Origin of the sequence: Streptomyces sp. NPDC096324 (assembly GCF_044763015.1) — a bacterium.
GTDB lineage: Bacteria > Actinomycetota > Actinomycetes > Streptomycetales > Streptomycetaceae > Streptomyces.
In genome coordinates, this window is sequence record NZ_JBIWFK010000005.1 from 244,707 (window position 1) to 265,249 (window position 20,543).

General features: G+C 71.7%; 21 protein-coding genes and 1 pseudogene. 8 read left to right on the plus strand and 14 right to left on the minus strand.

Translation table 11 applies throughout. From position 1 onward, the window contains the following. Positions 1-8: 8 nt before the first annotated feature. The gene (locus ACIQ7M_RS15175) at positions 9-929 is read right to left on the minus strand and encodes an AEC family transporter (RefSeq protein ID WP_403643904.1); all 921 of its coding nucleotides are present in this window, start codon (positions 927-929) and stop codon (positions 9-11) included. A 134-nt stretch (positions 930-1,063) separates the two neighbouring features. Here ACIQ7M_RS15175 and ACIQ7M_RS15180 point away from each other — a divergent pair. Then, a pseudogene (locus ACIQ7M_RS15180) lies at positions 1,064-1,303 on the plus strand (hypothetical protein); the annotation flags it as partial. A 39-nt stretch (positions 1,304-1,342) separates the two neighbouring features. Here the strand turns inward: ACIQ7M_RS15180 and ACIQ7M_RS15185 are convergent. Next, positions 1,343-2,410: a sigma-70 family RNA polymerase sigma factor gene (locus tag ACIQ7M_RS15185; RefSeq protein ID WP_355771518.1), complete on the minus strand. Its 1,068-nt coding sequence runs from the start codon at positions 2,408-2,410 to the stop codon at positions 1,343-1,345. 197 nt (positions 2,411-2,607) lie between these two features. After that, entirely contained in the window at positions 2,608-3,912 is a 1,305-nt protein-coding gene (locus ACIQ7M_RS15190) for an MFS transporter (RefSeq protein ID WP_403643908.1), read from the minus strand. Positions 3,913-3,974: 62 nt separating this feature from the next. Here ACIQ7M_RS15190 and ACIQ7M_RS15195 point away from each other — a divergent pair, with 62 nt between their 5' ends. Next, positions 3,975-4,937, plus strand: a complete 963-nt coding sequence (locus tag ACIQ7M_RS15195; protein ID WP_355771512.1) for a LysR family transcriptional regulator — start codon at positions 3,975-3,977, stop codon at positions 4,935-4,937. Between the two features lie 64 nt (positions 4,938-5,001). On the opposite strand, the gene ACIQ7M_RS15200 is transcribed toward ACIQ7M_RS15195, so the two are convergent. After that, entirely contained in the window at positions 5,002-5,763 is a 762-nt protein-coding gene (locus ACIQ7M_RS15200; protein WP_403643911.1) for an alpha/beta hydrolase, read from the minus strand. A gap of 113 nt (positions 5,764-5,876) precedes the next feature. Here ACIQ7M_RS15200 and ACIQ7M_RS15205 point away from each other — a divergent pair, with 113 nt between their 5' ends. Then, entirely contained in the window at positions 5,877-7,031 is a 1,155-nt protein-coding gene (locus tag ACIQ7M_RS15205; RefSeq protein ID WP_355771506.1) for an adenosine deaminase, read from the plus strand. A 142-nt stretch (positions 7,032-7,173) separates the two neighbouring features. Next, positions 7,174-7,527, plus strand: coding sequence for an ATP-binding protein (locus ACIQ7M_RS15210; RefSeq protein WP_355771503.1), 354 nt, complete (start codon positions 7,174-7,176; stop codon positions 7,525-7,527). 189 nt (positions 7,528-7,716) lie between these two features. Here the strand turns inward: ACIQ7M_RS15210 and ACIQ7M_RS15215 are convergent, their stop codons facing one another. The 5 genes from ACIQ7M_RS15215 to afsQ1 form a co-directional block, all read right to left on the minus strand. Then, complete coding sequence (locus tag ACIQ7M_RS15215; RefSeq protein WP_355773406.1) at positions 7,717-7,920, minus strand: PspC domain-containing protein; 204 nt, start codon at positions 7,918-7,920, stop codon at positions 7,717-7,719. 84 nt (positions 7,921-8,004) lie between these two features. Continuing rightward, positions 8,005-8,586, minus strand: coding sequence for a VanZ family protein (locus ACIQ7M_RS15220; RefSeq protein ID WP_386989368.1), 582 nt, complete (start codon positions 8,584-8,586; stop codon positions 8,005-8,007). Positions 8,587-8,649: 63 nt separating this feature from the next. Then, the gene (locus tag ACIQ7M_RS15225) at positions 8,650-9,300 is read right to left on the minus strand and encodes a hypothetical protein (protein ID WP_355773403.1); all 651 of its coding nucleotides are present in this window, start codon (positions 9,298-9,300) and stop codon (positions 8,650-8,652) included. After that, complete coding sequence (locus tag ACIQ7M_RS15230; RefSeq protein WP_386989360.1) at positions 9,297-10,880, minus strand: ATP-binding protein; 1,584 nt, start codon at positions 10,878-10,880, stop codon at positions 9,297-9,299. The genes ACIQ7M_RS15225 and ACIQ7M_RS15230 overlap by 4 nt, the downstream gene beginning before the upstream one ends. After that, the gene (gene afsQ1 / locus ACIQ7M_RS15235; protein ID WP_037625670.1) at positions 10,877-11,554 is read right to left on the minus strand and encodes a two-component system response regulator AfsQ1; all 678 of its coding nucleotides are present in this window, start codon (positions 11,552-11,554) and stop codon (positions 10,877-10,879) included. The genes ACIQ7M_RS15230 and afsQ1 overlap by 4 nt, the downstream gene beginning before the upstream one ends. Before the next feature lie 296 nt (positions 11,555-11,850). Here afsQ1 and ACIQ7M_RS15240 point away from each other — a divergent pair, with 296 nt between their 5' ends. Then, positions 11,851-12,645 (plus strand): SigE family RNA polymerase sigma factor, encoded by a 795-nt coding sequence (locus ACIQ7M_RS15240; protein ID WP_386989361.1) that lies wholly within the window; start codon positions 11,851-11,853, stop codon positions 12,643-12,645. A gap of 199 nt (positions 12,646-12,844) precedes the next feature. Here the strand turns inward: ACIQ7M_RS15240 and ACIQ7M_RS15245 are convergent, their stop codons facing one another. Further along, complete coding sequence (locus ACIQ7M_RS15245) at positions 12,845-13,492, minus strand: uridine kinase (RefSeq protein WP_386989364.1); 648 nt, start codon at positions 13,490-13,492, stop codon at positions 12,845-12,847. Between the two features lie 262 nt (positions 13,493-13,754). Here ACIQ7M_RS15245 and ACIQ7M_RS15250 point away from each other — a divergent pair, with 262 nt between their 5' ends. Beyond that, the gene (locus tag ACIQ7M_RS15250) at positions 13,755-14,153 is read left to right on the plus strand and encodes a hypothetical protein (protein WP_355773393.1); all 399 of its coding nucleotides are present in this window, start codon (positions 13,755-13,757) and stop codon (positions 14,151-14,153) included. A 152-nt stretch (positions 14,154-14,305) separates the two neighbouring features. On the opposite strand, the gene ACIQ7M_RS15255 is transcribed toward ACIQ7M_RS15250, so the two are convergent. The 4 genes from ACIQ7M_RS15255 to ACIQ7M_RS15270 all read right to left on the minus strand — a co-directional run bounded on the left by ACIQ7M_RS15255 (position 14,306) and on the right by ACIQ7M_RS15270 (position 19,132). Continuing rightward, on the minus strand, positions 14,306-15,211 hold the full coding sequence (locus tag ACIQ7M_RS15255) for an aldehyde dehydrogenase family protein (RefSeq protein WP_355773390.1): 906 nt from the start codon (positions 15,209-15,211) through the stop codon (positions 14,306-14,308). Continuing rightward, the gene (locus ACIQ7M_RS15260) at positions 15,212-16,669 is read right to left on the minus strand and encodes an aldehyde dehydrogenase family protein (RefSeq protein WP_403643920.1); all 1,458 of its coding nucleotides are present in this window, start codon (positions 16,667-16,669) and stop codon (positions 15,212-15,214) included. A 6-nt stretch (positions 16,670-16,675) separates the two neighbouring features. Then, positions 16,676-17,629, minus strand: coding sequence for a deoxyribose-phosphate aldolase (deoC, locus tag ACIQ7M_RS15265; RefSeq protein WP_355773407.1), 954 nt, complete (start codon positions 17,627-17,629; stop codon positions 16,676-16,678). Positions 17,630-18,211: 582 nt separating this feature from the next. Beyond that, entirely contained in the window at positions 18,212-19,132 is a 921-nt protein-coding gene (locus ACIQ7M_RS15270; RefSeq protein ID WP_403643923.1) for a class I SAM-dependent methyltransferase, read from the minus strand. Positions 19,133-19,205: 73 nt separating this feature from the next. Between ACIQ7M_RS15270 and ACIQ7M_RS15275 the strand changes: the two genes are divergently transcribed. Both ACIQ7M_RS15275 and ACIQ7M_RS15280 read left to right on the plus strand, forming a co-directional pair. Continuing rightward, on the plus strand, positions 19,206-19,646 hold the full coding sequence (locus ACIQ7M_RS15275; protein ID WP_403643926.1) for a helix-turn-helix domain-containing protein: 441 nt from the start codon (positions 19,206-19,208) through the stop codon (positions 19,644-19,646). 52 nt (positions 19,647-19,698) lie between these two features. Beyond that, positions 19,699-20,376, plus strand: a complete 678-nt coding sequence (locus tag ACIQ7M_RS15280) for a PH domain-containing protein (protein WP_403643929.1) — start codon at positions 19,699-19,701, stop codon at positions 20,374-20,376. Positions 20,377-20,543 lie beyond the last annotated feature (167 nt).

The window sequence follows — 20,543 nt, forward strand, 5'->3', positions numbered from 1 at the left end:
TTCCCCCCTCAGCCGAGCAGGGCCGCGATCACCACGAGTACCGGCACGGCCAGGATCGTCGAGAGCAGGATCGACTCACGGGCCAGGGACTCGCCGACCCGGTAGCGCGAGGCGTACGTGAACAGGTTCTGCGCGGCCGGCAGCGCAGAGGTCACCACCACGTCGAGCAGCGGCGCGCCGCGCAGGCCGAACACGCCGACCGCCAGCGCCCAGGCGGCCGGCGGTTGGCCCACCGCCTTCAGCGCCACCGACAGCAGCACCGGGCCCCGGTCCGAGCCCCGGCCCGGCAGGGCGCTGCCGCACAGCGAGATCCCGAAGGCCAGCAGCACCGCGGGCACCGACATACCGCCGATCAGCCGCAGCGGTTCCAGGATCGGACCCGGGACGGTCAGGCCCGCCGCCGACACCGCCACCCCGCTCAGCGAACCGACCGCGATGGGATTGCGCAGCGGTGTGAGCAGCCGACGCCACAGGGGGCCCTTCTCGCCCGCCGCGGACAGATCGAGAACGGTCAGGGCGATCGGCGTGACCATGATCTGCTGGAACAGCAGGACGGGCGCCACCAGCGAGGCGTCACCCAGCACGTACACGGCGATCGGGATACCCAGGTTGCCGGAGTTGACGTAGCTGGAGCAGAGCGCGCCAATCGTCGTCCTGCCCAGGCCCCAGCGCCGTACGGCCCCCACCGCGACGAACACCCCGGCCGCCGCGGCCGTGCTCATCGCCGTGACCAGGAGCCGGCTGGAGAAGACGACCGACAGATCCGCCCCCGCGAGCGTCGTGAACAGCAGCGCGGGCGAGGCCACATGGAAGGCGAGCTTCGTCAGCACCTCCCGTCCGTTGTCCCCGAGATGGCCCCGCCGCCCGATGACGTATCCGACGCCGATGACGACGGCGATGACCGCGAAGCCCGTCAGCACTCCTCGCACGAAGCCCCCTCGGCGGGCGGGGAGCAGGCCTGCAGGCCGTCGCGTATCGCGGGCGGAACCGATTCATGGGGCATGCACCCAACCCAAGGGGGCCGAGCCGGCGCGGGTCAATGTGATCTTCCGCGCCGCCCGCGATGAGTTCACGGCCGCCGGGCGGTCTACTGACCGTGGACTCCGCGAAACCGGCCGTGCTCGTGCTGCCAGGACTCGTCACCCGGGACGAGGTGCCCCGGCTCTGCGAGGCTGTCCGGGCCCTCCTCGGGGCGAGCGGCTGCGGGGTCGTGGTCTGCGACGTCGCCGGCCTCGGGCCGCCCGGCCTCACCACCGTCGACGCGCTGGCCCGCATGGAACTGGCGGCCCGCCGGGCCGGAGGCCGGATCCGCCTGCACGGCCCGGACCCGGCACTGCGCGCCCTACTCGACCTCGTCGGCCTCCGCTTCGAGACCTCCGACAGCCGCGGGTCCGGTCTCGGCCCGGGGCCCGGGGGCCTCGGGCCCGTCGAGACGGAGGGGGAGTCCGAAGAGGGGGAACCAGCGGGCCGTGTCCAGGAAGAAGTGGAACCCGGAGATGCGGCCCTTTGAGATCTCCAGCACCTGCACCGACCACGGGGTGTGGCCGCCCGCCTCCTCGTCCGGCTTGTACTGCGCGAACCCCGGCAGGCCGTTGACCTCGACCGGAACCAGGCGCGAGTCGGCGCAGGCGGCGCCCAGCGTCGTCATGAAGCCGGTGATGTCGTCCGTGCCCCGCAGCCACAGGTCGAACGGCGGCATCGTCATGACCGCGTCCTCGTGCAGGAGTGCCGTCAGCGCCCTCATGTCGTACCCCTCGAAGGCCGCCACATAGCGCTCCAGGAGCTTCTGCTGCTCCTCGTCGAGGGGGTCGGAGGTCGCGGCGTCCGCGCCCGCCCCGTCGTTCTCCGCGAGGGTGGCGCGGGCGCGCTGGAGGGCGCTGTTGACCGAGGCGACGCTCGTGCCGAGCAACTCGGCGACCTCGCTCGCCCGCCACGCGAGGACCTCGCGCAGGATGAGCACCGCCCGCTGCTTGGGCGGAAGCTGCTGGAGGGCCGCCATGAACGCCAGCCGTACCGATTCCTTGGCCACCGCGGCCTCCGCCGGATCGCTGGTCGTCGGCAGCACACGGCCGTCGGGCATCGGCTCCAGCCAGGTGTTGTCCGGTCGGGGGGTGAGCACGGCCTGCGCCAGCGGCGAGGGGCCCGTGAGATCCATCGGACGAGCTCTCCTGTTGCCCGCGTTGAGCATGTCCAGGCACACGTTCGTCGCGATCCGGTACAGCCAGGACCGCATCGAGGAGCGGCCCTCGAACGTGGCGTAGCCGCGCCAGGCCCGGACCATCGTGTCCTGCACCGCGTCCTCGGCCTCGAAGGACGAACCGAGCATGCGGTAGCAGTACCCCGTCAGCTCGACCCGGTGCCGCTCCAGCCGGACGTCCAGGTCCGCCGTTGTCGCCGTACCCTCGCTCATCGCCAACCCACCCCTGTGGCCGTTTCCGATTCGCGCGTCATCGCGCCGGCACTTCGGAAGCTACCGCAGCCCACTGACAATGGCGTGCGGAGCGGGCATAACGGCAGGTCACAGGGGGTGTTCGTGCGGGCCCTGAGAGGTTCTTGAGGGCCCTTGAGGCCCCGGTGACCCCGCTCGGGGACCTCCGGGGCGGGACCTCAGTGGGCGGGCGCGGGAACCGGAGTGCCGCGCGCGGCGGTACGGGCCGCGCGGGAGCCGAACAGGGTGATCGTGACGACTCCCAGCACCGCGAACAGCCCCATGGCCACCGTGCCCGCCCAGCCCCCGGCGTGGAAGGCGACCGCGCCCAGGGTGCTGCCCGCGCTGGAGCCGATGTAGTACGCGGACTGGTAGAGGGCCGACGCCTGGGCCCGTCCCGTCTTCGCGGTGTGACTCACCGACGACGACGCCACCGCGTGGCCCGCGAAGAAGCCCGCGGTGATCAGGACCAGACCGAGCAGCACCATCGCCAGGGAGCCGGCCAGGGAGAGGAGCAGCCCCGCGGTCGTGGTGGCGCCCGCCACGTACAGGGAGCCGCGGCGGCCCAGCCGGCCGGCCAGCCGGCCCGCCGTGGACGCGGACACCGTGCCGACGAGATAGACCAGGAAGACCGATCCGACGATGCCCTGGGGAAGCGAGAACGGCGCTTCGCCGAGGCGGTAGCCGATGACCGTGTAGACCCCGCCGAACACCATCATGAACAGCGCGCCGATCGCGTACAGCCGGCACAGCAGCGGGTTCGCGAGGTGGTCGCGCACCGTGCGGGCCAGCACCCGGGGCCGCAGCGAACCCCGCGTGAAGTGCCGCGGCGGCGGAAGCAGCAGCCGGAAGGCCACCGCGCAGACCACGGCGATCAGCCCGATCGTGCCGACGGCCACCCGCCAGCCCCATTCCTGCGCCACCCAGCCGGTGATGACCCGGCCGCTCATCCCGCCGACGCTGTTGCCCGCGACGAACAGGCCGATCGCGGTGATCAGCGCCTTGGGGCGGACCTCCTCCGCGAGATACGCCGTCGCCGACGCCGGGAGTCCCGCGAGTGCCGCGCCCTGGACCGCCCGCAGGACCACCAGGGTGCCGATCGACGGCGCGAAGGGGACCAGGAGGCCCACGGCGACCGCCACCGCCAGGGACGCCGTCATCAACGTACGCCGTCCGAACCGCTCCGACAGCGCGCTCATCGGCAGGACGAACAGCGCGAGTCCGCCCGTCGCGGCCGACACCGTCCAGCTCGCCTCGCTCGCGCTCACCCCGAAGTCCGAGGAGACCAGCGGGAGCAGGGCCTGGGTGGAGTAGAGGAGCGCGAAGGTCGCGACGCCCGCGAGGAAGAGCGCGAAGCTCATCCGGCGGTAGCCGGGCCCGCCGGGGGCCAGGCGGGAGTCGGCGGGAGCGGGGAGGGAGACGGCGGCGGGAGCGGAGGCGGCGGCGCCCGTGGTGACGGGCGCCCCGGTACTGGCGGAAGGCATACCTCGAACCTAAGGAGCCGCCGTTCATCCGTCCAATGCATGGAATCGACATAATCGTTCCCATGGCGCATCAACAGAGGTCACAGGCTCGCCTGTCACCGTTCAGTGACACAGAAGACAGTGCGCACTTCGCGAGACTGCTCGCCCCGCGCCTGGCGTACTTCGCCGGTGTCGCCCGCACCGAGCACGTCACCCGGGCCGCGGAGCAGATGGGCGTCCCGCAGTCGACGCTGTCCCGGGCCATGGTCAGGCTCGAACAGGACCTGGGCGTCGACCTGTTCGCGCGCCATGGCCGCACGGTGTCGCTGACCCCGGCCGGCCGCACCTTCCTCTCCTCCGTGGAGCGGGCCCTCGCCGAGGTCGGGCGCGCCGCCGAGGAGGTGCGCGCGGACGCCGACCCGGCCACCGGCAAGGTCGCCTTCGGCTTTCTGCACACGATGGGCTCGGAGACGGTGCCGGGGCTGATCCGGGCGTTCCGCGCCGATCACCCGGGCGTCCGCTTCAGCCTCGTGCAGAACTACGGGGAGGCCATGCTGGAGCGGCTGCGGTCGGGCGAACTGGACCTGTGCCTGACCTCGCCCGTGCCGGACGCGCCCGATCTGGTGGGCCGCCGACTCGACGAGCAGAAGCTCCGCCTGGTCGTGCCGGCCGATCATCCGCTCGCCTCGCGCCGGCGTGTCCGGCTCGCCGAGGCTGCCGACGAGACGTTCGTGACCCTGGAACCCGGTTACGGGATGCGCCGCATCGCCGACGACCTGTGCCAGGAGGCGGGGTTCCGGCCGCGCATCGCCTTCGAGGGGGAGGAGGCGGAGACGCTCCGCGGCCTCGTCGCCGCCGGCCTCGGCGTCGCCCTGCTGCCGCCACCGGCCGTCCCCCGTCCGGGAGTCGTCGAACTCACGGTCACCGCCCCGCGCGCGGTGCGCGAGATCGGCGTCGCGTGGCTGGACGGCCACCCGGACACCCCGCCGGTGGCCGCCTTCAAGAAGTTCCTGCTCTCCCGCCGCGGCCACCTGCTGCCCGACTGAGCCCCCGGCCCGGTTCAGGACGGAAGGGACCTGCCGGAAGGGCCCTAGGCCGTGTCCGCACGGTCTAGCGGCGCAACGACTGCCCGAAGCCCGCCGCCAGCGGCATCCGCAGCCCGAGCGGCGGCGGCGCGGCGAAGGCGTCCTCGACCGGGCGGGAGTAGGAGTGGCCGAACAGCGAGCCCATCACGAAGTCCTCGGCGAGGGAGAGGACTTCGTGCCGGTGCTGGTGCAGCGCGTGCCCGTCCGAGTGGACCTCGAAGCGGCAGATGCCGCGGTTGGCCTTCTTCGCGCGCGCGGCGAGCCGGAAGGACAACTCCGGGTCGGTGCGAGCGTCATTGGTGCCGTGCACGATCAGCACACGCCGCCCCGCGAGCTGTTTCACCGGTTCGGGTGGCGCCGCGACGTCCTCCTCCGGCAGCCAGGGTGCCAGCGCCAGCACGGAGTTGACGGCCGCGTGCCCGCCCGAGCGCAGCGCCGCCCGGCCGCCCATGTCGACGCCGGCCAGACACACGGGCACGTCGCCGTAGCGGCGGACGACCTCGTCCGCGGCCCAGGACGCGTCGGCCGCGAGATCGGCCTCGTTGCCGTTCCAGCCGCGGACCCGGTAGTGCACGACATGGCCGACCAGGCCTTCCGCGCGTCCGGCGCGGGCCAGCCGGCGCCCGAGCGCGCGTACGGAGGCGGTCGCCATCATCGGTGAGGGTCTTCGGGACGAGGTCTCCTCGCCGCCCGGCAGCAGCAGAACAACTCCGCTGACCGCCGTCGGCTCGGGGCCGAGCGCCCTCCCCAGCCGGGCCCTGCGAACCGGCGTCGCTTGCTGTGCCATGACAGAACAGTGTCAGAAGCAAGGGTGTACGCCACCCGTCCGCACGGTCACCGTTACGTATCGACGGATTCGTACAACAGGAGATCTACGCGCGTAGGGGCTAGAGTGCGAAAATGACGAGCCAGATCCGGAACACCCCGAGCTCGGAGCAGATCCGCCGGGCGCCCAAGGTCCTGCTGCACGATCACCTCGACGGGGGCCTGCGCCCCGGCACGATCGTCGAACTCGCCCGGGAATCGGGCTACTCGAACCTCCCCGAGACCGATCCCGGCAAGCTCGGGCTCTGGTTCCGCGAGGCCGCCGACTCCGGATCGCTGGAGCGGTACCTGGAGACGTTCGCCCACACCTGCGCCGTCATGCAGACCCGCGAGGCCCTGGTGCGGGTCGCCGCCGAGTGCGCCGAGGACCTCGCCGAGGACGGCGTCGTCTACGCCGAGGTGCGGTACGCGCCCGAGCAGCACCTGGAGGGCGGGCTCAGCCTCGAAGAGGTCGTCGAGGCGGTCAACGAGGGCTTCCGGGAAGGGGAACGGCTGGCCCGGGAGAACGGCCACCGCATCCGGGTCGGCGCCCTGCTGACCGCGATGCGGCACGCGGCCCGCGCCCTGGAGATCGCCGAACTCGCCAACCGCTACCGCGACTCGGGCGTCGTCGGCTTCGACATCGCGGGCGCCGAGGCCGGCTTCCCGCCCACCCGGCACCTCGACGCCTTCGAGTACCTCAAGCGCGAGAACAACCACTTCACGATCCATGCCGGCGAGGCGTTCGGCCTGCCGTCCATCTGGCAGGCGCTCCAGTGGTGCGGCGCCGACCGGCTCGGGCACGGCGTGCGCATCATCGACGACATCCAGGTGCGCGAGGACGGCTCGGTGGAGCTCGGCCGGCTCGCCTCGTACGTCCGCGACAAGCGCATCCCGCTGGAGCTGTGCCCCAGCTCCAACCTCCAGACCGGCGCCGCCGACTCGTACGCGGCCCATCCCATCGGGCTGCTGCGGCGTCTGCATTTCCGCGCCACCGTCAATACCGACAACCGTCTGATGTCGGGTACGAGCATGAGCCAGGAATTCGAGCACCTTGTCGAGGCGTTCGGTTACTCGCTCGACGACATGCAGTGGTTCTCGGTCAATGCTATGAAGTCAGCATTCATTCCTTTCGATGAACGGCTGGCCATGATCAATGACGTGGTCAAGCCCGGATACGCGGAATTGAAGTCCGAATGGCTGTTCCAGCAGACGGCCTCCACCAGCGGTTCCTCGGGAGAACAAGCCTGATCGAGGCAAACGGAGAGCGGCCGGGTCTTCACTTCTCCTCCATGACTCGGCCGCTTTTCGCTGTTTGCGGAGGGCGGGATCGCGTGTTTACGGTTCTGGACCGCTCACATACCGTCTTACCCACCCCAAGGACGCATCCCTGATGAAGCAGTCTGCTGCCAAGACCCTCGGTGTCGCCGCTCTCGGCGCCGCTTTCGCCGCCGTCGGCGCGGGCGCCGCGAGCGCCGCCCCGGCCGTGCCGGACGCCTCCTCGGCACTGGACAGCGTCACCAAGACGCTGCCCTCCGAGAACGTCGCCTCGGCGCTGCCCGGTGCCGGTCAGGCGCTCGCCCAGGGCCAGAGCGCCCTCGGCACGGGTGCGGTCGCCGCGCAGCCCGCCGCCACGCGTCTGCTCGCCAACGGGCCGTCCGCGCCCGTGGCCGGGCTGCTCGGTGGGCTGCCGCTTCAGGGGCTGCCCACGCACGGCCTGCCGGTCAACGGCGTTCCGCTGGGCTGACGTTCGCGGTCGGACGCGGGCCCCTCGCCTGTCCGAGCCCGGGGCCTTCCGTCCCTACGCGGACGCGCCGCGCGCGTCGCGGCCGTGCCGATTCCGGCCGCACGAACGCCGGTGGGGCACACCCTTCCCGGGTGTGCCCCACCGGCGTTCGCCGTACGTCCGCGGGCCGCCACCGGGCGCCCGCCCGGGTCACCAGGCGGTGCGGGAGACCTTGTCCTCGGACGGGAAGAGGATCCACAGCGCTATGTAGAGCAGGAACTGCGGGCCGGGGAGCAGGCAGGACAGGACGAAGACGACACGCATCGTCGTCGCCGAGGTGCCGAAGCGCCGTGCCAGCGCAGCACAGACTCCGCCGATCATGCGGCCGTTCGTGGGGCGGGCAAGGGCGGTCATGGTGGCTCCTTCGCGAACCGTCGTCGAGTGCCGGCGGGGCCGGCTTCGTCGTTCTCATCGGTGCCTTCACCGATGTCCTCAACGCTACGAGGACGACGTGCGCGACACCTCGCTCCAGGGAGCGATCCCGACCCTGGCAATCGTCGGGGTCCGACCCTGAGCCAGGTCCTCCCGGAGGACGGCCGCGCGGCGCCGCGTCTCGACCCTGCGGCGGAACCGGGCCCTGAGGGCGGGTACGACCGCGAGATGCGCGAGCGCCACGCCGACGGTGTTCAGAATGATCGAGTCGATGTCCACGACCTGGCCCGGCACCCCGGTCTGGAGCAGTTCTATGCCCAGCGACAGCAGCACGCCGGCGGCGGCCGTCCGCAGGAGCGAACCGAGGGGGGAGACGACGAGCCTGCCCCCCGCCATCGGGAGCAGCACACCCAGCGGGGCGAGCAGGCCGAGGCCCGCGGCGATACGCCGGGCGGCCACCTCGGGGCCCAGTGCGAGGTCGGCTCTGATACCCGCGAAGGGCCGCAGGTTGGCGGCGCTCACCCAGGGGACGTCCAGCGGCCGCAGCGTGATCCAGGCGACGAGCGCCAGGTGTGCGACGAGGAGGACACCTCCTGCCACACGGACGCGGGTGACGGCGCTGCCGTCCTCTGAACCATGACGCTGCACGTCCCCCAAGACGCGGGGTCCGGCACGATCGGTTCCGCTGCGATGGGTTTCGGCCCCGTAGCGTTACGAACCCCGGACGGTCGTCGACGTCGGGGCCGTGTCGCCCGGCGCGGCGCGCATCTCCGGGGTGCACTCGTAGCTGCGCAGGCCGGAGGGGGCGGGACCGCCCAGGACGACACTGCCGTCGTCCCGCGCCGCGGCCGAGTCCGAGAACGTGCAGACGATCTGGGCGAGCGACGTCCGCGTCAGGTTCTGCGGCGGGGTGCTCAGCCGCAGCGTGTCCTCGGGGTCCCCGTCGTGGGGGCCGCCGACCGTCATGCCGCCGCGTACGTCCGTCGTGTACCCGGCCTGCTCCTCGGGCGTCGAGGGCGCCTCGGCGAGCTCGTCCAGCAGCGCCTGGGCCACCAGGACCCGGCGCGCCGACTCCGCCGTACCGTCCGCGATGCGCACCGACCGGTCGACCGTGACCAGTTGCTCCGAGCAGAGCAGGAAGACCTGGACCGGCACGCCGTGCGAGGACTGGGTGGTGATGTCCGGGCCGGAGAGGGCGCAGGGCACCCGGGAGGGCGCCGGACCGAAGTCGGTGGGCACCTGGGTGGGACGGATACCGCACCCCGCGAGCAGCACGCCGAGCAGCGGAACGGCCAGCCAGGGCAGCACCCGCCCCCGGGAGGCGGTGCGCGTCCGTGGGCCGGTGGGGTGTGCGGGGGTCATCCGGTGGGGCCTTCCGTGCCGTTCCCGTGCGCGGAGGCGTCCCGGCCCCGCGGGTGGTCGGCGAGCAGTTCCGACGGGTCCCGGGGGAGGCGCAACGTGAAGACCGCCCCGCCCTCGGGCGCGTTCGCCGCGGTGATCTCGCCGCCGTGGATGTGCGCGTTCTCCAGGGCGATGGAGAGACCGAGACCGCTGCCCTCGGAGCGCGGGCGGGACGCGCTGGCCTTGTAGAACCGGTCGAAGACATGCGGCAGGACGTCCTCGGGAATGCCGGGACCGTGGTCCTGCACCTCGATGACCAGTTCCTCGCCCTCCACGCGCACCGACACCCGCACCGGTGAACCACCGTGCTTGAGCGCGTTGCCGATCAGGTTCGCCAGGATCACGTCGAGGCGGCGCGGGTCGAGCCGCGCCATCCTGCCGCGTTCGGCGTCCAGCTCGACGGCGTCCAGCCAGGCGCGCGCGTCGATGCAGGCGGTGATCTGGTCGGCGATGTCCACGTCGTCGAGGATGAGCCGGGCGGTGCCCGCGTCGAAGCGGGTCACCTCCATCAGGTTCTCGACGAGGTCGCCCAGGCGCCGGGTCTCGCTGACGACGAGCCGTACGGCCGGCTCGATCATCGGGTCGACACTGCCGGTCTCCGCGTCCAGTTCCTCTTCGAGGATCTCGGTGACGGCGGTGATCGCGGTGAGCGGTGTCCGCAGTTCGTGCGACATGTCGGCGACGAACCGGCGGGACGCCTCGTCCCGCGCGCTCATGTCCGCGACCCGTTTCTCCAGCGACTCGGCCGTCCGGTTGAACGTCCGGGACAGATCGGCGAGTTCGTCCGTGCCGGAGACCCGCAGCCGGGTGTCCAGCTTGCCCTCGCCGAGCCGGCGGGCCGCGATGCCGAGGCGGTGCACCGGCTTGAGAACCGTGGTCGCGGCGGCCTGGGCGAGCAGCGCCGAGCCGATCAGCGCGAGCCCCGTCGCGATCCCCAGCGACCAGGCCAGGGAGTTGAGGTCCTTGGCCTCCGGCTCCAGGGACTTGAGCATGTAACCGGTCGTGCTGCCGTCGATCACCCGGGCCCCGCCCACGAGGTACGACTTGTCGTGCTCGGTGATCCGCTGCCAGTACAGGTGGTACGCGGACGTGTTGGTCGAGGTCAGCGGCTGCTGCTTGTTCACCGCCTTCTGGAGGGACTTCGGTACGTCCTCCAGGGTGAACGTGTCCAGCTCCGAGTTGCCGGTGATCATCTTGCCGTCGGCGGCCTCGGCGGTCAGCAGCACACTGAAACGCTGGCTGCTGTTCGCCATCTGCCCGGCCGTGCGCTGGAGTTCGTCCTGCGCCGGATGCACGGGCAGCATGCTCGCGTGGTTGCGCATCTCCTGCTGGAAGTCACGCAGCACCGCGTCCTGGGTGCGCGTCAGCACGGCCTCACGGTTGAGCCAGTACGCGATGCCCGAGGCGGACACCGCGGCGGTGAGCGCGACGAGTCCGAACACCACGACCAGCCGCAGCCGCAGACTGGTGAAGCGCAGACCGGACAGCAACGCCTTGCGCGCCGCGGCCCAGCCGCGGAGCTTGTCCTGCGGTTTGGTCACTGAGGATTGTCCAGCCGATAGCCGACGCCGCGCACGGTACGGATCAGGGTGGGCGAGGACGGCACGTCCTCCACCTTCGCGCGCAGCCGCTGCACACAGGCATCGACCAGACGCGAGTCGCCGAGGTAGTCGTGCTCCCACACCAGGCGCAGCAACTGCTGCCGGGACAGGGCCTGTCCGGGCCTGCGGCTCAGCTCCAGGAGCAACCGCAACTCGGTGGGCGTCAGTTGCAGATCCTCACCGTTCTTGGTGACCGTCATCGCGGCACGGTCGATGACCAGCGAGCCGAACGACGCGGAGTCGTTCGCCTCCCGCTCGCCGCGGCGCAGCACGGCACGGATCCGGGCGTCGAGCACCCGGCCCTGCACGGGCTTGACGACATAGTCGTCGGCGCCGGACTCCAGTCCGACCACGACGTCGATGTCGTCACTGCGCGCGGTCAGCAGGATGATCGGAAGCTGGTCGGTGCGACGGATGCGCCGGCACACCTCGAATCCGTCGATGCCGGGCAGCATCACATCCAGCACGATCAGATCCGGGCGCTGCTCGCGCAGCAGCTTCAGACCGTCCTCGCCGGTGGCAGCGGTGGCCACCCGGTGTCCCTGGCGCGTCAAAGAGAGCTCCAGGGCCGTCCGGATGGCGTCGTCGTCCTCGATCAGCAACAGGGAAGGCACGAACGTCATTCTGGCCCATGTCGTGCGTGTGTATCGACTGTTGGAGCGCTCCCACTCGTCTCCCGGCCCCAACGAGGGGTCTCGCGGGCGCCCGCCGGGGCCCAAGTGGTCATCTGCGTAGTCGTACCGCTCTTCTCTGTGATCGCGCTGTGCCGCGCCTGGGGAGGGGCCCTGTGACAGGTCTGTGACAGTCGGCGGACACGGCCATGAAGTGGGCCCGGCAAGCTTTTCGACACAAGGCAGGACGCACGACGGAACGAACCGAAGATCCGGGACTCCACGACGGGGGGCGCGAGATGAACACGCTGCACAGCACCAGCACTAGCGCAGTTGTCACGCGGCTCCACGACGTCACCCGGGCCACGGAGAAGTCCGGGGTCGTGAGCGGACGGGGGTGCGCTCGCGGTGCCGGGCGTCAGCACACCGCGTACATGACGGTGGTTGACGGTTTCACGGGGGAGAACACCACGGCGCCCGCCGCCGTGGGCACGACGGGGGGGAAGGCTCACGGGGGAGCCGCGTACGGGGAGGGCTCGGGGGAGCGTCGTTCCGGGGCGGGGAGTGTGGAGGCCGAAGCGGCCTTCACCGCCTACGTCCAGGAGCGCCGCGCCTCCCTGTACGCAACCGCCTACCACCTGACCGGTGACCGCTTCGAGGCCGAGGACCTGCTGCAGAGCGCGCTGTTCTCGACGTACCGGGCCTGGGACCGGATCAGCGACAAGGCCGCGGTCGGGGGCTACCTCCGCCGCACCATGACGAACCTGCACATCAGCGCGTGGCGCCGCCGCAAGCTGAACGAGTACCCGACCGAGGAGCTGCCGGAGACGCCCGGTGACACGGACGCGATGCGCGGCACCGAGCTGCGCGCGGTCCTGTGGCAGGCGCTGGCCCGGCTGCCCGAACTCCAGCGCACCATGCTGGTCCTGCGGTACTACGAGGGCCGCACGGACCCGGAGATCGCGGAGATCCTCGGCATCAGTGTCGGCACGGTGAAGTCCAGCATCTGGCGCTCGCTGCGCCGGATGCGCGAGGACGAGGTCCTCAGCTTCGGCCGTGACGAGGAGGAGTCCTTCGGGGAGCTTGTCGCCTGAGGGTCACGGGGGGGCCGGCTCCGGGGGGAGCCGGTGACGGGGAGTCGGTTCCGGGGGGAGCCGACGCCGAACGGGGTCACGGGGAAACGGGTCACGGGGGAATCGACCGTGTCACGGGGGACCACGGGGGAAACGGAAGAAGGTCCAGGCGGTCGGGGGTCCGCTTGGACCTTCTTTCGTTTTTACGGTCAGCCGGCGGTTACGCGGTCGCGGTGGGGGCGGACGTCCGCGGTGCGGCCGAGGGGGCCGAAGCGGCCTTCAGCCGGCCGAGCGCCTCGTCCCGGTCGCAGGGGTGGGCGCCCAGGGCGGCCTGGCGCGCCACGATGGAACGCTCGGAGCGCATCAGCCGCCAGCCGCGCCGCAGCAGGAAGGGCACCGACTTGCGGCCCTCCTTCAGATCCCGCACGAATCGGCGCCGGAACGTGGTGACCGCGCCCCGGGACAGACACAACGCGTCGGCGAGGACGCCGAGTTCGCGGCAGCGTCCGACGATCTCGGCGGCGAAGATCCCCTCCGCGATGAACAGCGGAGCCCCGTCGATGCCCAGGGCCTCGGTTCCGGTGCGGGCGCTCAGGGAGATGTCGTAGACGGGGATGGTCGTACGTCCCGTACGGCACAGCTCCTCGATCGCGGCGAGGGCGGTGTCCGCGTCCCACGACTGCGGGTGGTCCCAGTCGATGTCCTCGCTGCCCTCGACCTGGGGCAGCGTCGGGTCCGTGGCCTCTTTGTAGAAGTCGTCGAGGCGGAGCACGGGGAGCCCGGAGGCCGCGGAGAGAAGGGACTTCCCGGAGCCGGAGGGCCCGCAGAGCAGCACCACGCGGGCGGGTATCGGGAGAGGGGAACCCAATGGTCTGTACCTTCTGTGACAGGTCCGGCGGCGCCGCGCGTCGGCACGGCTCCCCGCCATTATCCCCGGCTTTGCCGTACGTGTGGACGGATGTCGGGCGGATGTGACGAGTGGCGCTGATATGCCTGTTGCCCCGCAGGAGCGAATCCGTCGCGGGGACCCCCCTGCCGCGATCCGGGTCAACTACTCTGCGTGTCGCGGGCGTCGCACTACGCGTTCGCCTCCGTTCTTACGTCACAGCTAGCCGAAGAGGACACACCTGATGGCGCGACACGCAGCCCAGCGGAACACCCTGGCCCGTACGACCGCGCGGATCGCCGCGACGGTCGGCGTGGTTGCCGCCGGTGCGGCCGTGGCCACCCCGGCCTTCGCGGAGACGGCCCCCGCCGTGCACACCCGGCCCGCCTCGCTCGGCGACCTCGACCCGCAGGCGGGACTCCAGGGGGTGACCGGGACCGTGGGGCATGTCACGGGTCCTGTCGAGGGTCTCAAGCCCAACCCGCTGGCCGGCACCGGTGTGGACCCGCTCGACAACGGCGTGGGCACCCAGGTCGCGGACTTCAAGCCGCTGACCTCCAAGGCGCTCACCGGGCCGGTGGCGCAGGCGGATTCGATCGGCGGCATCCCGGTGCTCGGCAAGGTGACCGGATTCCTCCGCTGACCTCTCGCGCGCGGGCCGGCGACGGCCCCCGGACATGAGAGAGCCGCGCTCCCCCTGGACGGAGGGGAAGCGCGGCTCTCTCGTGTCGCGGGGCCCGGGGACACGGATCGGGACCCCGACGTCTCAGCGCCCGCCCGCCGGGCGGTCCGGGCTCAGTACGACGAGCCCGAGGCGCCCAGGGAGCCCGTCGGGTGCCAGACGGTCTTCGTCTCCAGGAAGGCCGTCAGGCGCTCGGTCCCGGGAGTCCGCGCGTAATCCACAGCCTGTGGACGAACAACGCGCTTCAGGTTGTCCGCGGCCGCGATCTCCAGCTCCTTCGCCAGCACCTCATCCGCTCCGGCCAGGTCGATCGCGTTGACGTCCTGGTGCGCCGCCAGCGGGGCCGCGATCTCCGCGGTCCGGCCGGACAGGATGTTCACGACACCGCCGGGCACGTCGGAGGTGGCCAGCACCTCGCCCAGCGACAGCGCCGGGAGCGGGGACTTCTCGCTGGCGATCACGATCACCGTGTTGCCGGTGGCGATCACCGGGGCGATCACCGACACCAGCCCCAGGAAGGACGACTCCTGCGGCGCCAGGACCGTCACCACGCCCGTCGGCTCGGGGGAGGACAGGTTGAAGAACGGGCCCGCGACCGGGTTGCCGCCGCCCACCACCTGGGCGATCTTGTCGGTCCAGCCCGCGTACCAGACCCAGCGGTCGATCGCCGCGTCGACGACGGCCGCCGCCTTCGCCTTCGACAGACCCTCCGCGTCGGCCACCTCACGGACGAACTGCTCCTTGCGGCCCTCCAGCATCTCGGCGACGCGGTACAGGACCTGGCCGCGGTTGTACGCGGTCGCCCCGGACCAGCCGCCGAACGCCTTGCGCGCCGCGACGACCGCGTCACGGGCGTCCTTGCGGCTCGACTGCGGGGCGTTCGCCAGCCACTTGCCCTTGGAGTCGCTCACCTCGTACACCCGGCCGCTCTCGGAACGCGGGAACTTGCCGCCCACGTACAGCTTGTAGGTCTTGAAGACGCTCAGACGCTGCTGCTCGGACTTCTCGGCTGCACTCATTTATCGCTCGCCCTCCGGGCTAGACGGGGCGAGGTACGCCTCCAGGCCGTGCCGGCCGCCCTCGCGGCCGAAGCCCGACTCCTTGTAGCCGCCGAACGGCGAGGTCGGGTCGAACTTGTTGAACGTGTTGGACCAGACGACGCCCGCGCGGAGCTTGTTCGCCACGGCGAGGATCCGGGAGCCCTTCTCGGTCCAGATGCCCGCCGAGAGGCCGTACGGGGAGTTGTTGGCCTTGGCGACCGCCTCGTCCGGAGTACGGAACGTCAGGACGGACAGCACCGGACCGAAGATCTCGTCACGGGCGATGGTGTGCGCCTGGGTGACGTTCGTGAAGAGCGTCGGGGCGAACCAGTAGCCGGCGGACGGGAGGTCGCAGGCCGGGGACCAGCGCTCGGCGCCCTCCGCCTCACCCTGCTCGACGAGCGAGGTGATGCGCGAGAGCTGCTCCTCGGAGTTGATCGCGCCGATGTCCGTGTTCTTGTCCAGCGGGTCGCCGAGGCGCAGGGTCGACAGACGGCGCTTGAGCGAGTCGAGCAGCTCCTCGTGGATCGACTCCTGGACCAGCAGCCGGGAACCCGCGCAGCAGACCTGGCCCTGGTTGAAGAAGATGCCGCTGACGATGCCCTCGACGGCCTGGTCGATCGGGGCGTCGTCGAAGACGATGTTCGCGCCCTTGCCGCCCAGTTCGAGGGTGACCTTCTTGTGCGAGCCCGCGATCTGGCGGGCGATCGCCTTGCCGACGGCGGTGGAGCCGGTGAAGGCCACCTTGTCCACGTCCGGGTGGGCGACCAGGGCCGCGCCCGCGTCGCCGTACCCGGGAAGGATGTTGACGACACCCTTGGGCAGGCCGGCCTGGCGGCAGATGTCCGCGAAGAACAGCGCCGTCAGGGGCGTGGTCTCCGCGGGCTTGAGGACGACCGTGTTGCCGGTCGCGAGGGCTGGCGCGATCTTCCATGCCAGCATGAGCAGCGGGAAGTTCCAGGGGATGACCTGGCCGGCGACACCCAGGGCGCGCGGGTTCGCGCCGAAACCGGCGTGGTCGAGCTTGTCGGCCCAGCCCGCGTAGTAGAAGAAGTGCGCGGCGACCAGGGGGAGGTCGGCGTCCCGGGTCTCCTTGATCGGCTTGCCGTTGTCCAGCGTCTCCAGGACGGCCAGCTCGCGGCTGCGCTCCTGGATGATCCGCGCGATGCGGAACAGGTACTTGGCGCGCTCGGAGCCCGGCAGCGCGGACCACTTCACGAAGGCCTTGCGGGCGGCCTTCACCGCGCGGTCGACGTCCGCCTCGCCCGCCTGGGCGATCTCGGAGAGGACCTCCTCGGTGGAGGGGGAGACGGTCTTGAAGACCTTGCCCTCGGCGGCCTCGGTGAACTCACCGTCGATGAACAGGCCGTAGGAGGGGGCGATGTCGACGACGGAGCGGGACTCGGGCGCCGGTGCGTATTCGAATGCGGAAGCCATGATGGATCAGTCCACCGTCACGTAGTCGGGGCCGGAGTAGCGGCCGGTGGCCAGCTTCTGACGCTGCATCAGCAGGTCGTTCAGGAGCGAGGACGCGCCGAAGCGGAACCAGTGGTTGTCCAGCCAGTCCTCGCCCGCGGTCTCGTTCACCAGGACCAGGAACTTGACGGCGTCCTTGGTGGTACGGATGCCGCCGGCCGGCTTCACACCGACCTGCACGCCGGTCTGGGCGCGGAAGTCGCGGACGGCCTCCAGCATCAGCAGCGTGTTCGCCGGTGTCGCGTTCACGGCCACCTTGCCGGTGGAGGTCTTGATGAAGTCGGCCCCGGCCAGCATGCCGAGCCAGCTCGCGCGCCGGATGTTGTCGTACGTCGACAGCTCGCCGGTCTCGAAGATGACCTTCAGGCGGGCGGCGCCCGAGGCCTCCTTCACGGCGACGATCTCGTCGTACACCTTCAAGTATCTGCCCGAGAGGAACGCCCCGCGGTCGATGACCATGTCGATCTCGTCGGCGCCCGCGGCGACGGCGTCACGGACGTCGGCCAGCTTCACGTCGAGCGCGGCGCGGCCGGCCGGGAACGCGGTCGCGACCGAGGCGACCTTCACCCCGGAGCCGGCGACGGCCTCCTTCGCGACGGCCACCATGTCGGGATAGACGCAGACCGCCGCCGTGGTGGGCGCCGTGCGGTCGGTCGGGTCCGGGAGGACCGCCTTGGCGCCGAGCGCCCGGACCTTGCCCGGGGTGTCCGCGCCTTCCAGCGTCGTCAGGTCGACCATCGAGATGGCGAGGTCGATGGCGTACGCCTTCGCGGTGGTCTTGATGGAACGGGTGCCGAGCGAGGCGGCGCGCGCCTCCAGGCCGACCGTGTCGACGCCGGGCAGCCCGTGGAGGAAGCGGCGCAGCGTGCTGTCGGACGCCGTTACGTCGCCGAGGGCGTGTGCTGGTGCAGAGGTGGGCATGGTCACCAGACGAGCATATCTACGCGCGTAGCGGCTTGTACAGCCCCGGGGTCCCCGGGGGATTTTTTCCCCGCCGCCCGGCGTGCCGCGCTGCCCGCCGGGCGGGAGACTCCCTGGCCTCGGACCCCGGCCCCCTCGCCACCAGCGTTCCTTCGCCCCCTCCGCCCCTACCCGACCCACCCCGGGGCTCCGCCCCGGACCCCGCTCCTCAATCGCCGGAGGGGCTGAAATTTTCCCCGGCATCCGAAGGGCGGGCGGGAGGGGCTGGAAGTTTCCCCGGCATCCGAAGGGCGGGCGGGAGGGGCTGGAATTTTTCCCGGCATCCGAAGGGTAGGTGGGAGGGAGGTGCCCCCTGGGGCTCCGCCCCGGACCCCGCTCCTCAAGCGCCGGAGGGGCTGAAACCTTGTCGGCGCGGTCACCACGACGCACCCGCAGTCGGCCGCGGGCCGTCGGGGACGTGCCGGTACATCGATGCCCGTCGCCACCGACGGTGACGTCTCCGTCCAACGGCGACGGGCTGATGCACCGGCACGGCCCCGACCCACCCACCGGCCGGCACCGTCCCGGCCGAGGACGCCGGCGTCAGCCCGCCTGTGCGTCGATCTGCCAGCACGCCGCCGTGAAGCGGACCTCTCCGTCGCGGACGTACGGTTCGAACGCGGGGCGGACCGTCGAGACGACCCGGGACCGCGTCGTCTCGTCCGCGTCACGCAGCGCGATCCCGACCGGCCCGAACCGGCTGAGGTACGGGACCAGCTCCTTCTCGGGCATGACGCACGCCACGTCGACGGCCCGGAGGCCGACCCCGGCCCACCCGGCCTCCTCCAGCAACCGCCGCACCCTGTCCGCGTCCGCCAGGGCGAACTGCCCCGGCGCATCGGGATCACGCGCGGGCAGATCCGGCAGGAGCGGCGCCGCCGCCCGCTCGGCCGTCGTCATGAACGGGTTCTCCGCGATGTCACGCCAGACGACGAACCGCAGCACGGCACCGTCCTTCGCGGCCCGCCGCAGATTGGCGAAGGCCCGCACCGGATCGGAGAAGAACATGACCCCGAAGCGGGAGACGACCGCGTCGAAGGCCGCGGGCGGCTCGAAGACATGATCCTGAGCGTCGGCGCGGAGGAACGAGACGGCGGCCTCCAAGCCCACCTCCTCCGCTCCCACCCCCACCGCACCCTCCCGCTCCGCCCGCACCCGAGCGGCCTCCACCATCGGCTCCGAGATGTCGACGCCGACACACCGCCCCCCGGCCCCGAGCCGCCGCGCGATCGCCACCGTCGTACCGCCCGTACCGCAGCCGACATCCAGGACCCGGCCCCCCTGCCCGGCCGGAAACGTCTCGACGAGCAGCTTCTCCAGCGGCGCGAACATCGCGTCCACCATGTCCTGGGCCTCGACCCAGGCGTTCCCGGACGGCCCGTTCCAGCGAGCTGCCTGCTCGTCGCCCACCGTGTCACCCATCCCGTCACCCACCTCGTCACCCGCCCCGCGATCGGATCCCATCACGCCTCCTGTGGTTGCCCTCATGGCCCGGAGATGACACCGTCCTACTTCAAGCCGACTTGAGGTCAAGACGATGCCGGACATGGATATCGCCGAAGTGGCACGCCGCGCCGGGGTACCCGCCTCGACCCTGCGGTACTACGAGGAGAAGGGGCTCATCGCCCCGACGGGCAGACGCGGTCTGCGCCGGCAGTACGACCCCGGCGTGCTGGAACGGCTGGCGCTGATCGCGATGGGCCGGTCCGCCGGGTTCTCGCTGGACGAGATCGCCCGGATGTTCGCGCCGGACGGGCGCCCGCGCATCGACCCCGGGGTCCTTCTCGACAAGGCCGACGAACTGGACCGCACGATCCGCGAGCTCCAGGTCCTGCGCGACTCCCTGCGGCACACCGCCGCCTGTCCCGCGCCCAGCCACATGGATTGCCCGACGTTCCGCCGGATCATCGGAGCGGTCGTGGCCGGCGAGGTCGCGGTCCCGGCGAGACGGGCGGCGCGGAGTCCTTCGCGACCATAGCGAGACCCGACCGAGCTCAAGCACGCGGCACACGTCGGGCACAATCGGGACCATGACGACCCCCGACCACCAGTCACCCCTTCCGGACGCCTCGCGACCCGAGGCCAGGGACCGGATCTACCGGTCACCCGCCGGTATCGCGGGCGGCGTCCTCCTGCTCCTCATCGTGGGCTGGCTCGGCTTCGACGCGCTGGTCTCCGGCCACGGCCGCACCCCTTGGCTGGCGCTCGCCGGACTGATCCTGATCGTTCCCCTCGTGACCGCGTTCACCCTTCGCCCCGCCGTCTACGCCAACGAGGACCGGCTGCGCGTCCGCAACCCGCTGCGCGTGATCGTGCTCCCCTGGAGCAAGGTCGCCTCGCTGCGGTCGCACTACTCGAACGAGGTGACCGACACCTCGGGCACGAAGTACCAGCTCTGGGCGGTGCCGGTGTCGCTGCGGGCCCGCAAGAAGGCCGCCCGGCAGTCGGCCCAGGGCGCGGCGGGCCGCGGGGGCGACGGCCGCTCGTCGTCGCTGGGCCGCGCGTCCGCCTTCGGCCGGTCCGCCGTCACTGACGCGCCGGTCCGCCCCGAGACCGACCGGATCATGGACGACCTGCGCGAGCTGGCGGAGAACCGGGCCGCCGCGGAGGGCGCGCAGGGAGAGGTCACGGTGCGCTGGGCGTACGAGGTGATGGGCCCCGCGCTCGCCGGTCTCGTGGTCCTGGCCATCCTGCTGGCGACGGGCTGACGCATTCCCTCGCGGGGCCACGCCCCGCCTCGGCGGGGCCACGCCCCGCCTCGGCGGGGCCACGCCCCGCCTCGGCGGGGCCACGCCCCGCCTCGGCCGGGCCACGCCCCGCCTCGGCCGGGCCACGCCCCGCCTCGGCCGCGACCACCGTTCCCCACCCGGAGACG

Excerpts from the sequence above, each read along its gene's own strand:
- deoC (WP_355773407.1), bottom strand. The coding sequence starts at position 17,629 with ATGCCCACCTCTGCACCAGCACACGCCCTCGGCGACGTAACGGCGTCC.
- ACIQ7M_RS15210 (WP_355771503.1), top strand. The coding sequence starts at position 7,174 with ATGAAGCAGTCTGCTGCCAAGACCCTCGGTGTCGCCGCTCTCGGCGCC.
- ACIQ7M_RS15260 (WP_403643920.1), bottom strand. The coding sequence starts at position 16,669 with ATGGCTTCCGCATTCGAATACGCACCGGCGCCCGAGTCCCGCTCCGTC.
- ACIQ7M_RS15240 (WP_386989361.1), top strand. The coding sequence starts at position 11,851 with ATGAACACGCTGCACAGCACCAGCACTAGCGCAGTTGTCACGCGGCTC.
- ACIQ7M_RS15205 (WP_355771506.1), top strand. The coding sequence starts at position 5,877 with ATGACGAGCCAGATCCGGAACACCCCGAGCTCGGAGCAGATCCGCCGG.
- ACIQ7M_RS15185 (WP_355771518.1), bottom strand. The coding sequence starts at position 2,410 with ATGAGCGAGGGTACGGCGACAACGGCGGACCTGGACGTCCGGCTGGAG.
- ACIQ7M_RS15200 (WP_403643911.1), bottom strand. The coding sequence starts at position 5,763 with ATGGCACAGCAAGCGACGCCGGTTCGCAGGGCCCGGCTGGGGAGGGCG.
- ACIQ7M_RS15190 (WP_403643908.1), bottom strand. The coding sequence starts at position 3,912 with ATGCCTTCCGCCAGTACCGGGGCGCCCGTCACCACGGGCGCCGCCGCC.
- ACIQ7M_RS15270 (WP_403643923.1), bottom strand. The coding sequence starts at position 19,132 with ATGGGATCCGATCGCGGGGCGGGTGACGAGGTGGGTGACGGGATGGGT.
- ACIQ7M_RS15250 (WP_355773393.1), top strand. The coding sequence starts at position 13,755 with ATGGCGCGACACGCAGCCCAGCGGAACACCCTGGCCCGTACGACCGCG.
- ACIQ7M_RS15280 (WP_403643929.1), top strand. The coding sequence starts at position 19,699 with ATGACGACCCCCGACCACCAGTCACCCCTTCCGGACGCCTCGCGACCC.
- ACIQ7M_RS15255 (WP_355773390.1), bottom strand. The coding sequence starts at position 15,211 with ATGAGTGCAGCCGAGAAGTCCGAGCAGCAGCGTCTGAGCGTCTTCAAG.
- ACIQ7M_RS15225 (WP_355773403.1), bottom strand. The coding sequence starts at position 9,300 with ATGACCCCCGCACACCCCACCGGCCCACGGACGCGCACCGCCTCCCGG.
- ACIQ7M_RS15215 (WP_355773406.1), bottom strand. The coding sequence starts at position 7,920 with ATGACCGCCCTTGCCCGCCCCACGAACGGCCGCATGATCGGCGGAGTC.
- ACIQ7M_RS15275 (WP_403643926.1), top strand. The coding sequence starts at position 19,206 with ATGCCGGACATGGATATCGCCGAAGTGGCACGCCGCGCCGGGGTACCC.
- ACIQ7M_RS15195 (WP_355771512.1), top strand. The coding sequence starts at position 3,975 with ATGGCGCATCAACAGAGGTCACAGGCTCGCCTGTCACCGTTCAGTGAC.